Genomic DNA, 13797 nt, shown 5'->3' on the forward strand with positions numbered 1-13797 from the left:
ATCGGCTGCATTGTTTTTAAACACCTTGTACTATACTATTTACTCTATTCGATATCCCTGTTAAAATTCCTCTTTTATTATGAAATACGTAACTATCTGTTATTGTAAGCTTTTTGTAAACGACTGAGACCTTCCTCTACGTTATTTCGCGGACATGCAACGTTAATTCGGGCAAATCCGGCTCCTTCCTCGCCGAAAATATGGCCGTCGCTCAAAGCAAGCTTTCCTTCTTCTCTAAGCCATGACTGCAGCTTTGAAGCTTCCATATTTAAGCCGCTCATATCTACCCATACCAAATATGTTCCTTCTGGTTCAATCACTTTCATTTCAGGCATATTAGTCTCAATATACTGCTTAACAAATTTTACATTGCCTCGTACATAGTCGAGTAAATTCTCAAGCCACTCTTCTCCTTCTCGATAAGCAGCTTCAGCCGCAACCGTAGCAAAAGGATTATCTATCTCAACAAATTGACGCTTCAGGTGGGCTTCATATTTTTTCTGAGAAGCTTTCTTTTCAAAAACAACATAAGACAGCTGAAGTGCTGCTAAATTAAATGTTTTACTTGGTGCCATACAAGTAATAACCTCAATATTCTTCTCTGCTGCAGCTTTAGAAAATGGTATATGTTTGCCTTCAAGTACTAAGTCGGCATGAATTTCATCAGACACAACAAACACGTCATACTTTTCACAAAGATCTGCTACTGCTTCCAGCTCTTCTTGCTTCCACACTCTTCCAATAGGGTTATGAGGACTGCAAAGCAATAACATTTTTGCACCGGCTTGCATTTGCTTTTCCAAGTCTTCTAAATCAACAGTAAATCCATTTTCTGTTTCTTTTAATGGATTGCGCAGAAGCTTACGTTCATTGTTATCGATAAGAGCATAAAACGGATAATAGACAGGGGGCTGAATGATAATTCCATCGCCTTTTTCCGTAAATGTTTGAATTAAATGGCTGATTGCTGGTACCACACCTGGGGTGAAAACAAGCTGATCATTGCTTAACGTCCAGTCAAATCGTTTTTGAATCCAAGATGTCGTGGCTTCCCTTAACGATGCAGGCCTTCTATGATAGCCAAAAATCCCGTGGTCAAGTACTTTTTGCATAGCATCTAATACAGGCTGCGGAGCTTGAAAGTCCATATCTGCAACCCACATAGGCCATAAGTCGCTTGAACCGTACCGTTCTGAAACAAAGTCCCATTTCATCGAATTTGTTTTATTTCTATCAATAACTTTTTCGAAATCCATAACTGCATCCTCCCAAGCATTTAGCTAACTAGATATATTAAGGCTTTTCGTATAAGTTTGCCTCTTTTTAATAGATTTTTCAAGCTTTTCCTTATGAATTCACCCTATTCCGCATTTTCTTTTTCTTCTATCCGAGCACGGTGCAGACAGCCAGCACCGTTTCTTTCCTTTAAAAAACGGCTTCAAGGAAGAGAAGCCGTTTTTTTTCATTAAGCCAGCACGATTAGTTACTGCTGTTTTTTTAAGAAGCATAAGTGGATTTGTGGAAACAGTGCCAAAAAATAAAAAAGCAAAGTTCATCGTTAGGCCAATGAAAGATGCATAAACGGTTAATACTCCTAAAATCAAACCTAAGCCTACTTACACTTCTCCATATGCTACTGCAAAACTAAAGATATTCTCAATCGGCAAAGCTATTTTTTCCAAAAAAACATTATACTATGGAAACGCTGCTTCTCCAGCTTGATTTGTCACTGGTTCAGCAATGGCTCCTTGCATGAACCCACCTGCTTCAAAGTCCCCTGTTACTACTTCCCCCAGCCAGAAGTTAGCCATCTCCAACCAAGATAATTACGCAGTACTGCTAAAATTTCCGCAGTGTATAAACTATTTCTAAGCATATTCATAACCACAAAAACTCCCCCTGAAAAATATTGTGAAAAATTTCACAATTAAATTGTATACGGTTCGATCATTTTTATCCATGCTTTTTACATATTTGTTAATAAGTTTTTATTGCATTTCACCCCAAGTATGCCTATAAGAATATTCCCTGACCGTATTGCGAAACAAAATTATTTCGTATACAATAACACATAGAAACCAATAAATTCCTTTTTTACATACCCTGCTTATATACTTTAAAGGGTTTATTTGATGTGATTAACGTTTTTTATATGACAAATGTTGAGTAAAGGAGAGCACCTATGCATTACATTAGTGACGGGGTGTTGATGGAAGCTTATGAAAAAGCAGTAGAATTACATTTAGAGGAAGAGTTCATTGAACTGCTTTACTCTGAAATAAAACGCCGGGGATTGACATCACCATCTTCTGCCCAGAATTATTACATGGAAGTTGGCAGATAAAACAAATTGGACCAGTTAAGAAAAATCGAAGGGTTTCTCCGTATAATATGGTGAAAGCCTTCGATTTTTCTTAATGTGTATATTCCGTTTTTTCCGTTGATTTGTAGTGGCCGCTTATAATCTTATCCTCTATTTTATTATGAAGTTACTTATATAACCGACCTTTTTCTTCGATTTTCTCCCTTTTCCTTAAACTCTTTCATTCCCTTAGTCATGTTCCCACATTTTAACTTACTTCACCTTAACCAGACCCACACATAATATTAGAAAGGGCGCTGAGTGCCATGTTATCTGTTCCGTTCTCTGTCTAAAAGAGGGTCATTTTAATGGGATTTCTCTTAATAATGGAAAGAATTTCCACATACACCTTGGATAGTAACCTGTTTGTTTAAAATTAAGGAACAAATGTCCTCGACCTTCCATTCCGAAACCTTCCATTTTCAATGCGACCTTCACCAGCGCATAAAAAAAATAACGCCGGGCCGAGGTTCTCCTCAAACCGGCGTCATTGATACTATGTAGGCGCACCCTATGGGTACATGTTAAAGAGTTGTCAAGCTTACTGGGAACACAGCCAGCGCTCATTATTATATGGTGCACCCTCTGGGCACTACCATATTCGCTTTCGACGTAGATGCGTCTCAGTGTTATATGGTGGAGCATAGCGGGCTCGAACCGCTGACCTCAACACTGCCAGTGTTGCGCTCTCCCAGCTGAGCTAATGCCCCTCGCCATCAAACGATATTTTTTATTATAAGCGCGTTTAAAATTCCTGTCAATATATATTAAAAGATTATTTCTAAGAGAAACCAGCCGAGCGCACCCGCAGTTCCTGCCAAAAAAGATTCCAGTACTTTGACCTTCCGCCACTGTTTTTCTTTGGAATAATCCAGCAGCATCCAGCCTGCCAAAACTGCAGCACCAAAAATAACAGCCTCTCCCATCCACCTGTCCCCCTGCTCCGCCACAAATAAAGTATGCTATAACATTAGCAAATCATACGGGAAACAGCAATGAAAATTTAAGATAATAATACTTCTTCTAACTCTTTGTTGAGCCGTTCAGCCATTTCTACAGAAGATCTAGGTACTTCCGCGTCCTGATCGACTGGCTCGGCAAACTGGTTGAAAACAGCATTATAAGGCTCCGTGTTATTATCTATATCTCCCTGGTACTTATGAGTCAATACAAATGGGCTTCTCAGCTGTACCTTTACCCCTTTTTGCTCTAGCTCTCCTTCGACAGCCGTGAACGGCACCCGAAAAAATTGATATCCTCCCTCATCAGAAATCTTGTAATCAAAACTGCCATGATCGTAATCCCAATTCCCGCCAATTTCATATCCGAGCGGTTTTAATTTTTTTTCAAGATCATACAGTACAAATTTATGATTTTCTATCTTAGAAGGTATCTCAATCACCATACCCAGCTCCTTTATCATAAAATGAATTGTTAATAGGTTTCCACCCCTTATTTTTTTCATGCTTCTTCCTTCGAAAAAAGTAAGCTGCTCCGCATGCCTTTCTTCATAAAAAAACCTCAGCTTCCGTGCTGAGGTTTTTACAATTAAGATTGATTTAGCCTATTTTGTAATGCTTCTTTCCTTTCTTCAAAACCAGGTTTTCCAAGAAGCGCGAACATATTTTTCTTGTATGCTTCTACACCAGGCTGGTCAAACGGATTTACTCCGAGTAAATATCCGCTGATAGCACAAGCCTTTTCGAAGAAATACACGAGATAGCCAAAATAATACTCATCTAGTTTAGGAATCTGTAAAACAAGGTTAGGCACATCTCCATCTGTATGAGCAAGAAGTGTCCCTTCAAATGCTTTCTTATTCACAAAATCCATGGACTCGCCAGCAAGATAATTTAGGCCGTCAAGATCATCTTCGGTTTCTTCAATAGTAACTTTTTTGTCGGATTCTTCGATTTGAAGAACCGTTTCAAACAGATGGCGGCGTCCTTCTTGAACATACTGCCCCATGGAATGAAGGTCTGTCGAAAAATCTACAGACGCCGGGAAGAGTCCTTTTCCATCTTTTCCTTCACTTTCTCCAAATAGCTGCTTCCACCATTCCGAAACATAATGAAGCTGCGGTTCATAATTCACTAATAATTCAATGGCTTTTCCTTTTTGATAAAAAATGTGACGAAGCACCGCATATTGATAAGCATGGTTCTTTTTCAGATCCTCTTCACTGAGGTCTTTACGCGCGTCATTTGCACCTGTCATCATATTCAATATATCAAGCCCGGCAGAAGCAATGGGCAGCAGTCCAACGGCAGTTAATACAGAATAACGGCCGCCTACATCATCAGGAACAACAAATGTTTCATAGCCTTGTTCATCCGCCAATGTTTTTAAAGCGCCTTTTTCTTTGTCAGTTGTAGCATAAATGCGTTTTGCTGCTTCTTCTTTTCCGTATTTCTTTTCTAAATAATTTCGGAAAATACGAAACGCAATAGCTGGTTCTGTTGTTGTGCCGGATTTGGAAATAACATTAATCGAAATATCTTTTCCTTCTAACATATCCATTATATCCTGAATGTAGGACTGGCTGATTTGATGGCCGGCAAAATAAATCTCAGGACCGCTGCGCTTTTCATCATTGAGTTGATTTCGGAAAGAATGGCTTAAACTTTCAATAGCTGCTTTTGCCCCAAGGTAGGAACCGCCAATTCCGATCACTAATAATACGTCACTGTCTTTTTGAATTTTTTCGGCTGCTTTTTGTATTCGTGAAAACTCATCTTTATCATAGTTTTCCGGAAGGTCTACCCATCCAAGAAAATCGTTGCCGGCACCAGTTTTTTCGTGTAAGGCATGATGAGCGTTCTTCACAGCACCATTTAAGTATTCCATTTCTTCTTCGTTCACAAAAGATAATACATTACTGTAATCTAAGGTGATTCCTTTTGCCATAAAAATCTCCTCCAATAATAAACGTATATTTTCAATGTAAAGAAGCCTGTTCATCAAATCAAGCACTTTTCTATTTGTAAACGTCTACATGAGATAAATTTTAAATTTGTGCATAATCTAACATAATTTATTTCATCCTAAGCTTACGAGCGAGAATAATTGCTTATGAGGAAAGGTGAAGGGGGGTGAAAGGTATGAGCGGATTGCAGCGTACTGCTCTTGTACTGGCTATTATTGGTGCTATAAACTGGGGGTTAATTGGCTTTTTCGGTTTTGATTTAATTGCCTCTATTTTTGGAAGCCAGGCGGCCGCTTTATCTCGTGTTATTTACGCGATCGTGGGAATTGCTGGACTCTATTGTATCTCTCTCCTATTTAAACCTGATGAGGAATTAGAAAAAAGCCCCGAACCGCAGCGTTAAAAAAAGCAAGCGATCAAACAGCATTTCGAAAGCTGCTTTTGGTCGCTTGCTATCAAAAGAAGGGAATATTTTCAAATACCCTTCTCATCCAATAATTTTATTTTCTCATTCTTTTATTTAAGTCAGCTTGTATTTCGTTTGACTGTTTAAGCCAATCTTTGAGTTTATCCTCAAGCGTATTAAATCCTTGGTTTTTTTGGTTGTTGTTTCGGCTGCCGCCTTTAGGAGCGCTCCGCTGACTGCGTGTTTCTTTTCCTTCGGGGACAGGTTGAGTATCACGAATAGATAAAGAAATTTTCCCGGAATCCTCATCAATGGATTTAATCTTAACCTTTACTTGATCACCAACAGATAATGCTTCATGAATATCTTTTACATACCCATGGGCTACCTCTGATATATGAACAAGTCCTTGTTTGTTATCGTCAATTGCTACAAACGCTCCAAAGGGTTTAATACCTGTAACTTTACCTTCTACAATACTTCCAACTTCATACTGCTTAACCGACATGCAAACATCTCCTAACTATTTATTAGCCCACAAATTATAACATGAAATACGAAAAACAGCAATTTTAGTACATACAAAAAGAAGAGAATCCCTCCTCAAAAACTTGACAATGTAGGGACTTATCCGATATTCTGTTTAAATGTCTAATTATCTTTTAGAGAGGAGAAACCTATGAGTAACACAGGAGACCAATGGAAGTCTAAAATAGGTTTTATATTGGCAGCGGCAGGCTCGGCAATCGGCCTTGGTGCTGTTTGGAAACTTCCATATGTAGCAGGAACAAGCGGGGGCGGCGCTTTTTTTCTTATATTTTTGGCTTTTACCTTAATATTAGGAACTTCCTTATTACTCTCGGAATTCGTAATTGGAAGAAAAACACAAAAACCACCAATTCAGGCATATAAAGAACTGGCACCTGGCACGCCATGGTACTGGGTTGGAATTCTTGGCATTATCTCTTCTTGTTTAATTTTATCCTTCTATGCTGTAGTAGGCGGATGGATTCTTACTTATTTTGTCCGCAGTTTATCCGGCGGCTTAACCAACCCTTCTACTGGGGACTACGGAATGCTTTTTGAGAGTATTATTTCGAATCATTGGGAAGTCGGCATTGCCCACCTTGCTTTTATAATTATGACTATTCTTGTTGTGCAAGGCGGCATTCAAAAAGGGATTGAACGGGCCAGCGGTATTATGATGCCTGCCCTTTTTATCATTTTTATTGTTTTAGTATTACGATCCCTAACTCTTGAAGGGGCAATGGAAGGTGTCAGATTTTTCTTGCAGCCGGATTTCAGCAAAGTCGGCGGGGACACCATTCTATTTGCGCTTGGTCAAGCTTTCTTTTCTCTTAGCCTTGGGGTTTCGGTAATGGTAACGTACAGCTCTTATCTTGACAAAAAAGAAAACCTTGTCCGATCAGCTTCTTCCATTGTCGGATTAAGTATTTTAATTGCCTTCTTATCTGGTTTAGCTATCTTCCCAGGGGTTTTTGCTTTTGGGTTAGAACCTAATGAAGGTCCTAGTTTAATCTTTACCGTTTTACCTGCTGTATTTAGTGAAATGGCATTTGGCGGAGTTTTCTTATCATTATTTTTACTGTTACTATTATTTGCAACACTGACTTCTGCTTTTTCTTTACTTGAGATCGTTGTATCTTCTGTAGCAAAAAATCATCCTGGTCGCAGAAAAGCAGCGGCATGGATTGGCGGCCTTGGCATTTTCGTACTTGGCATTCCGTCTAACCTATCTTATGGCGTGCTTGCCGAGTGGTTTGTTTTTGGAAATACATTTTTCGACAATATTGATTTTCTAGTTAGTAATATACTATTACCATTGGGTGCCCTTCTTATTGCCCTTTTTGTTCCATTAAAAATGAGTCATCAAGACCTGAAGGAGGAGCTGCTTCGCGGCTCCGGCCTGGGAGAAGAATTTTTCCGAAGCTGGATGGTCATAATTCGTTTTATCACACCTGTAGCTATATTATTTGCGTTTTTAGATGTCTTAGGTGTATGGTAAAAATTTCAAATTCAGGGATTAAAAAGTAAAAAAGAGGGAAAATAATAATGTATTCCCCCTCTTTAGAGACAAAGCAGCTATCGCTTTGTCTTTTTTTATTAGAAGATTAAAAACCTGCACCTTATTAGGCGCAGGTGATACATAATGTTAACCGTGTTTTTTCAAGAAACGTCCTATCCGTTCTATCGCTGTTTGTAACGAATCCATGGAGGTAGCATAAGAGCAGCGTATATGGCCTTCTCCTCCTTCACCAAAAACATCTCCAGGAACTACTGCTACTTGCTCTTCTTTTAGCAGCGCTTCTGCGAACGCTTCAGAACTCAGTCCAGTTTGTTCAATAGACGGAAAGGCATAAAAGGCACCACCCGGAAGGTGACATGACAGGCCAATTTCCGTAAAAGATTTTACGATAAAATTACGGCGCTGCCTATAGCTGGTTACCATTCGCTCCACCTCTTCTCTGCCGTTCCGCAGAGCTTCCAAAGCCCCATATTGAGCAAGAGATGAAGCACACATCATCGTATATTGATGAATCTTAAGCATTGCTGCAGAAATATCTGTCGGGGCGCATACAAAACCAAGACGCCAGCCGGTCATCGCAAAGGCTTTTGAAAAGCCTGATATAAGAATAGTACGTTCTTGCATAGCAGGCAGTCTCGCAAAACTGTAATGCTGATTATCATAGCTGAGCTCTGCATAAATTTCATCTGATAGAACGAGCAGATTATGCTTTTCAATAACCTCCGCAATTGGTAGGAGTTCTTCTCTTGTCATCACTGCTCCCGTCGGATTATTCGGAAAACACAACATAACTGCTTTTGTATTTGGTCTAATAGCTGCTTCTAGTTCCTCTTTTGTTATTTTAAACTCATTTTCTTTTTTGGTTCCGATAGAGACCGGGACACCGCCAGCCAAAGAAACAATCGGCGCATATGCTACAAAACCAGGTTCTATAATAATGACTTCTTCACCTGGGTTTACCGTTGCCCGCATAGCAATATCTATAGCCTCACTTGCTCCAACCGTTACAATGATTTCAGATTCTGGATCGTAGGGGGTGGAAAACTGCTGTTCCAAATAAGCAGCAATTTCTTCTCTTAGTTCTATTATCCCGGGGTTTGCTGTATAAGCAGTGAACCCTCTTTCCATAGACGCAATGCTGGCTTCTCTTACATTCCATGGCGTTACAAAATCAGGTTCTCCTACACCTAGGGAGATAACATTCTCCATGGTAGAAGCCATATCAAAAAATCGGCGAATCCCTGAAGGGCGAATGTTTTGAACGGCATGAGAAAGCCTTCCTGTTTGTTTCATTGAAGAAATTGTCATGGTGACACCACAATCCTTTTATCATCGTCGTCCTCATCACCAAACACAACCCCATCATGTTTGTAAGTTTTCAATCTGAAATGAGTGGTTGTTGAAATAACTGAATCTAATGCTGAAAGTTTTTCCGATACAAAGCTTGCAATTTCTGACATCGTATTGCCGTCAACAACGACAGACAAATCATAAGCACCCGATACTAAATAAAGAGCTTTCACTTCCGGAAAGCGGTAAATTCGTTCTGCTACTTCATCAAAGCCAACGCCTCGCTGCGGAGTCACTTTTACATCAATCATAGCTGTGACCCCTTCTCGATCATTCACCTTACTCCAATCAACGACTGCAGCGTAGCTTAATATTACTTTTTCTTTTTCTAATTTATGGATAATCGCCTGAACGTCTTCTTCTGATTTGTCTACCATTTTGGCAATGGCAGGAACATCCATGCGTCCATTTTCTTCTAATAATCGTAAAATTTCCAGCTTATCTTCCACCTTGATGACTCCTTTCCATTGAAAAACCGTGCGCTAATTTTCATTAAAGCATAAAAGTAATTCTTATATATTTAACGTCTATCTTATCATATTCCACTATACTCGAGGAGTTGTATTTTCAGATTTAAGAAATTAAATAAAGGGAAAAGTAAAATGACATAAAAACATTAGGAGGGGAAATAATTTGGCAGAAGATCTTCCTCATATTGAAGAAAAAGCGAGTGCAGCGTTACTCATTATTGATATGATAAATGATATGGAATTTAAAGATAGTGAAAGACTTTTTCCGCAAGCTCTCCAGGCAGCTGAAAATATAGCAAGTTTGAAAAAAAGAGCAAAACAGCATGACATTCCAGTTATTTATGTTAATGACAACTACGGCCGTTGGCAAAGTGATTTCAAAGAGCTTGTAGACCATTGCAAGCAAGATACCGTAAAAGGAAAACCTATTACAGAGCTGATTGAACCAGCCAATGACGATTATTTTGTATTAAAGCCTCAGTTTTCGGCTTTCTTTGCTACACCGCTTGACCTGCTGCTTGAATATTTAGAAGCAAAAACGCTAATAATTACCGGGGTAGCAGGAAATATGTGCATTCAATTCACTGCAAACGATGCTTATATGAGACATTATAAACTCTTTATTCCTTCGGATTGCACAGCTTCCAACGAAAAAGAAGATAATGAACAAGCGCTGGAATTAATGAGCAAGGTATTAAAAGCAAATGTTTCTTCTTCTTCTACTTATGACTTCCCAAAAATCTTAAAAAAAGCACGAGAATATTATACACAAGAAAGGAGCTGACAATTTCAGCCCCTGTTTTCTATGCGCATTTTAAAAGACTTCTTTTAAAGCATCTTTATCTTGTTCTAACCAATACTTCATCCATTTTTTTGCACCTTCAAGGTTATGAAGCTTCGCTTGCCCGCACTGCTCTTCATTTGCAGCAGGCACTTCTTCTAAGTCCAATGAATAATTCATTGTTTTTTCCAGGACATCAATTAATTCTTCAATTTTAGGCTCACCGTTCATGATTAAATAAAATCCGGTCTGGCAGCCCATAGGTGACAGGTCTATAACCTCAAAATGATTGTATTCTTCGGCAAAACGGCGGATGTTTAATGCTAATAAATGCTCAAGCGTATGAATGACCGGCGGCTGAAGGTTTTGTTTATTTGGCTGGCAAAAACGGATATCAAATTTGTTCACCACACCATCTGATCCAACTCGCTGGACGCCTGCATGCCGGACATAAGGTGCTTTTACAATAGTATGGTCTAACTCAAAGCTTTCTACACGAGCCATTTTAACACTCCTTTTTTATTCCTCTTATTATGATCATACAACGCAGAGGCTTTCTTTGGCAATGAAGACGATAATGTCACCGCTGCTTCAATGCTAATTTAACATTATCTGTGAAGATAGCATCCACTCCAGCTGTCTTCATTTTTTTCATTTTTTCATTGCTGTTTACCGTCCAAACGTTCACTTCGTATCTCTTTTGATGCATCCGATCTATAAAGTTTTTATTCGCTAAACGATGATGAGGGCAAATAGCATCCACTTTAGCCTGGTCTAGCCGGGTTTCAGGATAATAATCTTTCCAGTATGAAAATTTTTTAGAAGAAGAGCTAAATAAGGATTTTCCGACAATCAAAGCAGTTTGAAAGGTTTCATTAATATTTTTTATTCTTTTAACAACTTCGTCTTCAAAAGAAGAAAACAATAAATGCTGCGTAGGATAAGAAGAAGGAAGAGCGGCAATAACTTCATCTTCTAATCCATGCTCCTTTAATTCAAGATTCAGCGGAATTACTCCTTTACACAGTTCAAAGACTTCTTCTAGAAGAGGAGGACGCCATCCTTCCTTGTCCATTGTGTTCTTTTTCCAATGTTCATACGTCATATCCTTTATTATTTTTCCGTTCCAATCAGGGTTATGAGCACAGACTAACTTTCCATCTTTCGTTTTTCTTATATCTGTTTCAATCATATCAGCTTGCAGATCTATTGCTCGTTGAAACGCCTCTATCGTATTTTCTTTAATACTTTGAGTAGTTGATCCTCGATGGGAGATAATTTGTAAACGCGTTTTTGTTGATGATTTCATAGATCCTTCATTCCTCCGTTTACACTTAAGTTGTTCACTACCTATTTATGTTGTCGTATTTATTATACGTTCCCGTTTTACTTATTCCAAATAAGAAAAGCATAAGACCCTAATGTCGATCTCTTTTCAGCGCTTCGTATTTATTTTATAATATTTAGAGTATCGAAATATTTAAGGATGATGACTTATTTTTATTGAAAACAGAAATTTGCTGATTATGTGGATTGCTAACTTTTTTGTGGCAGCAAGTGCAACCATGGTACTTCCTTTCATATCTTTATATATAGAAACGTTTGGAAACTTTTCAGATGTTTATGTGCAGCGTTGGGCCGGCTATATTTTTGGGATTACTTTTTTAGTTGCTTTTTTTGCTGCTCCTATATGGGGTAGATTTGGTGATAAATATGGACGAAAATCAATATTACTCCTCACAGGGTACGGTATCGCAATATGCATACTTTGTATGGGTTTTGCTAAATCTGTAGAAAGTTTATTTTTCATCCGCCTGCTCATGGGTATTGTCACAGGATTTATTCCTACTGCTACCGCTCTTATTTCTGCTCAAAGTGCTAAGAAAGATGCTGGGGACAAACTAGGGACCCTGCAGACTGGTACAGTATCAGGGGGATTATTTGGTCCTATGCTTGGGGGGCTTCTTGCTGACACTGCCGGTTACTTTTTGACGTTTATTATTACTTCAGGAGTGATTGCTGCTGCCACTACATTGGTATGGTTAGGAATCAAGGAAGTTATTTATACTGATAAAAATGAGTCACATCAACAATACTCGAGCAAAGAGACATTGCTGTTTATATTTAAACGTCCTGTTTTAATCTTGATAATTGGTATTTCTATGATTATCCAAACAGCAAATTTCAGCATTCAACCGCTTCTTGCTCTTTATGTTAACCAATTAAATCAGTCAGAGAATATCGCTTTTCTAGCAGGTATGGCTTTTTCTGCAACTGGACTTGGCAATTTGATCGCTACAAGAAAATGGGGCCAGTACGGGGATCGAATTGGGCATGAAAAAATTGTATTGCTGCTTTTAATCCTTTCTGCCTGTTTTTTTATACCTCAAGCATTTGTCACCAGTATATGGCAGTTAATAATTCTCCGCTTTTTATTTGGTATGCAAATAGGCGGATTAATTCCTTGTATGACAGCATACATTCGTCAGGTTTGTCCTGTGTCGATGCAGGGTGAAATACTTGGCTATCACATCAGTTTTCGATTTCTTGGAAACGTCATTGGTCCAGTAATGGGAGGGATTACAGCCAGCTTATTTAATATATCATCTGTTTTTATTGTTTCAGGTGTTCTCTTTATCATAAGTGCGTTTATTTTATGGGTAATACTGCAAAGAGAACGATTATGTCCTTGCCATCCATCAAAAGAAGAAAAAGTAAAACAGCCTGCCACATTGGATTAAGCATTTCGTTAACCTAAATAAAAATTAAGTTGACGATAAGCCTTTTATTCCTATACTATAATAAAAAAGCAGTTACATAAAAGGCAGGCGATGGTTGTGAAGTTAAAACCAATTGAAATGGTTTTGGCAGCACTGTTTGCCGCTCTCATGGGCATAGGTGCTAATATTACAGCTTACTTAGTTATTGGAGGGGTCCCAATCACACTGCAGCCTATTATTGCAATTACAGCAGGGGCGCTTCTCGGAAGCAGACTAGGGGCTTTATCAATGACGATTTATATGCTGACAGGCATAGTCGGCATGCCGGTTTTCGCTGAATTTTCCGGTGGATTCAGGGCCCTGGTAAGCCCTACTTTCGGCTTTATTTTATCTTTTATACTTACAGCTTTCTTAACAGGGAAAATGATAGAACGTAAAAAGGATCCTTCTAAATTAGTATTTTTCACGGCTTCCTTTACTGGACTTTTTGTTATTTATTTAATTGGCACCAATTATATGTATTGTGCTTATCTTTGGATTGCTGAAGCTCCTGATGGATTTTCCTACTCGATGGTGTGGACCTGGATGGTGCTCCCTCTCATTAAAGATATCATCATTACGGCATTAACAGCAGCCACAATACCTAAGCTTTACCGTTTATTCCGAAAAAAAATCAATACCTCATTACGTCCGTCTCAACGCACAGCGTAAAAAAGGAACCCCGCAAACACGGGG

General features: G+C 38.8%; 15 protein-coding genes and 1 tRNA gene. 6 read left to right on the plus strand and 10 right to left on the minus strand.

Annotated features, from left to right (window positions below; genetic code table 11):
- Positions 1 to 92: 92 nt before the first annotated feature.
- A complete protein-coding gene (locus ACE1TI_RS04535; protein ID WP_375006395.1) occupies positions 93 to 1256 on the minus strand; it encodes a MalY/PatB family protein in 1164 nt (387 codons plus the stop codon).
- 926 nt (positions 1257 to 2182) lie between these two features.
- Between ACE1TI_RS04535 and sda the strand changes: the two genes are divergently transcribed.
- Entirely contained in the window at positions 2183 to 2344 is a 162-nt protein-coding gene (gene sda, locus ACE1TI_RS04540) for a sporulation histidine kinase inhibitor Sda (protein ID WP_375006396.1), read from the plus strand.
- Between the two features lie 652 nt (positions 2345 to 2996).
- Here sda and ACE1TI_RS04545 read toward each other — a convergent pair.
- The 4 genes from ACE1TI_RS04545 to ACE1TI_RS04560 form a co-directional block, all read right to left on the minus strand.
- Positions 2997 to 3072: transfer RNA gene (locus tag ACE1TI_RS04545), tRNA-Ala, on the minus strand.
- A gap of 57 nt (positions 3073 to 3129) precedes the next feature.
- A complete protein-coding gene (locus ACE1TI_RS04550; RefSeq protein WP_375006397.1) occupies positions 3130 to 3288 on the minus strand; it encodes a hypothetical protein in 159 nt (52 codons plus the stop codon).
- A gap of 77 nt (positions 3289 to 3365) precedes the next feature.
- Complete coding sequence (locus ACE1TI_RS04555; protein WP_375006460.1) at positions 3366 to 3764, minus strand: YugN-like family protein; 399 nt, start codon at positions 3762 to 3764, stop codon at positions 3366 to 3368.
- Between the two features lie 146 nt (positions 3765 to 3910).
- Complete coding sequence (locus ACE1TI_RS04560) at positions 3911 to 5269, minus strand: glucose-6-phosphate isomerase (protein ID WP_375006398.1); 1359 nt, start codon at positions 5267 to 5269, stop codon at positions 3911 to 3913.
- A 194-nt stretch (positions 5270 to 5463) separates the two neighbouring features.
- On the opposite strand from ACE1TI_RS04560, the gene ACE1TI_RS04565 reads away from it, so the two are divergent.
- Complete coding sequence (locus ACE1TI_RS04565) at positions 5464 to 5691, plus strand: DUF378 domain-containing protein (RefSeq protein ID WP_375006399.1); 228 nt, start codon at positions 5464 to 5466, stop codon at positions 5689 to 5691.
- A 97-nt stretch (positions 5692 to 5788) separates the two neighbouring features.
- Here the strand turns inward: ACE1TI_RS04565 and yugI are convergent, their stop codons facing one another.
- Positions 5789 to 6202 (minus strand): S1 domain-containing post-transcriptional regulator GSP13, encoded by a 414-nt coding sequence (gene yugI / locus ACE1TI_RS04570; RefSeq protein WP_375006400.1) that lies wholly within the window; start codon positions 6200 to 6202, stop codon positions 5789 to 5791.
- A 171-nt stretch (positions 6203 to 6373) separates the two neighbouring features.
- Here yugI and ACE1TI_RS04575 point away from each other — a divergent pair, with 171 nt between their 5' ends.
- Complete coding sequence (locus ACE1TI_RS04575) at positions 6374 to 7720, plus strand: sodium-dependent transporter (protein WP_375006401.1); 1347 nt, start codon at positions 6374 to 6376, stop codon at positions 7718 to 7720.
- Between the two features lie 147 nt (positions 7721 to 7867).
- Here ACE1TI_RS04575 and ACE1TI_RS04580 read toward each other — a convergent pair whose 3' ends face one another.
- Together ACE1TI_RS04580 and ACE1TI_RS04585 are read right to left on the minus strand one after the other, a co-directional pair.
- Positions 7868 to 9049, minus strand: coding sequence for an aminotransferase (locus ACE1TI_RS04580; protein ID WP_375006402.1), 1182 nt, complete (start codon positions 9047 to 9049; stop codon positions 7868 to 7870).
- On the minus strand, positions 9046 to 9492 hold the full coding sequence (locus ACE1TI_RS04585; RefSeq protein WP_483860639.1) for an Lrp/AsnC family transcriptional regulator: 447 nt from the start codon (positions 9490 to 9492) through the stop codon (positions 9046 to 9048). The genes ACE1TI_RS04580 and ACE1TI_RS04585 overlap by 4 nt, the downstream gene beginning before the upstream one ends.
- A gap of 232 nt (positions 9493 to 9724) precedes the next feature.
- Here ACE1TI_RS04585 and ACE1TI_RS04590 point away from each other — a divergent pair, with 232 nt between their 5' ends.
- Positions 9725 to 10345 carry a cysteine hydrolase family protein gene (locus ACE1TI_RS04590; RefSeq protein ID WP_375006403.1) on the plus strand — a complete coding sequence of 207 codons (621 nt, stop codon included), beginning with the start codon at positions 9725 to 9727 and terminating at the stop codon, positions 10343 to 10345.
- 30 nt (positions 10346 to 10375) lie between these two features.
- Here ACE1TI_RS04590 and ACE1TI_RS04595 read toward each other — a convergent pair whose 3' ends face one another.
- Positions 10376 to 10846 carry an S-ribosylhomocysteine lyase gene (locus tag ACE1TI_RS04595; RefSeq protein WP_375006404.1) on the minus strand — a complete coding sequence of 157 codons (471 nt, stop codon included), beginning with the start codon at positions 10844 to 10846 and terminating at the stop codon, positions 10376 to 10378.
- A gap of 76 nt (positions 10847 to 10922) precedes the next feature.
- Positions 10923 to 11651: a glycerophosphodiester phosphodiesterase gene (locus tag ACE1TI_RS04600; RefSeq protein WP_375006405.1), complete on the minus strand. Its 729-nt coding sequence runs from the start codon at positions 11649 to 11651 to the stop codon at positions 10923 to 10925.
- Between the two features lie 217 nt (positions 11652 to 11868).
- Between ACE1TI_RS04600 and ACE1TI_RS04605 the strand changes: the two genes are divergently transcribed.
- Positions 11869 to 13083 carry an MFS transporter gene (locus tag ACE1TI_RS04605; protein ID WP_375006406.1) on the plus strand — a complete coding sequence of 405 codons (1215 nt, stop codon included), beginning with the start codon at positions 11869 to 11871 and terminating at the stop codon, positions 13081 to 13083.
- A gap of 90 nt (positions 13084 to 13173) precedes the next feature.
- Positions 13174 to 13773 (plus strand): biotin transporter BioY, encoded by a 600-nt coding sequence (locus tag ACE1TI_RS04610; protein WP_375006407.1) that lies wholly within the window; start codon positions 13174 to 13176, stop codon positions 13771 to 13773.
- Positions 13774 to 13797: the final 24 nt, after the last annotated feature.

Source organism: Alteribacillus sp. JSM 102045 (assembly GCF_041949975.1).
Taxonomy (GTDB): domain Bacteria; phylum Bacillota; class Bacilli; order Bacillales; family Marinococcaceae; genus Alteribacillus.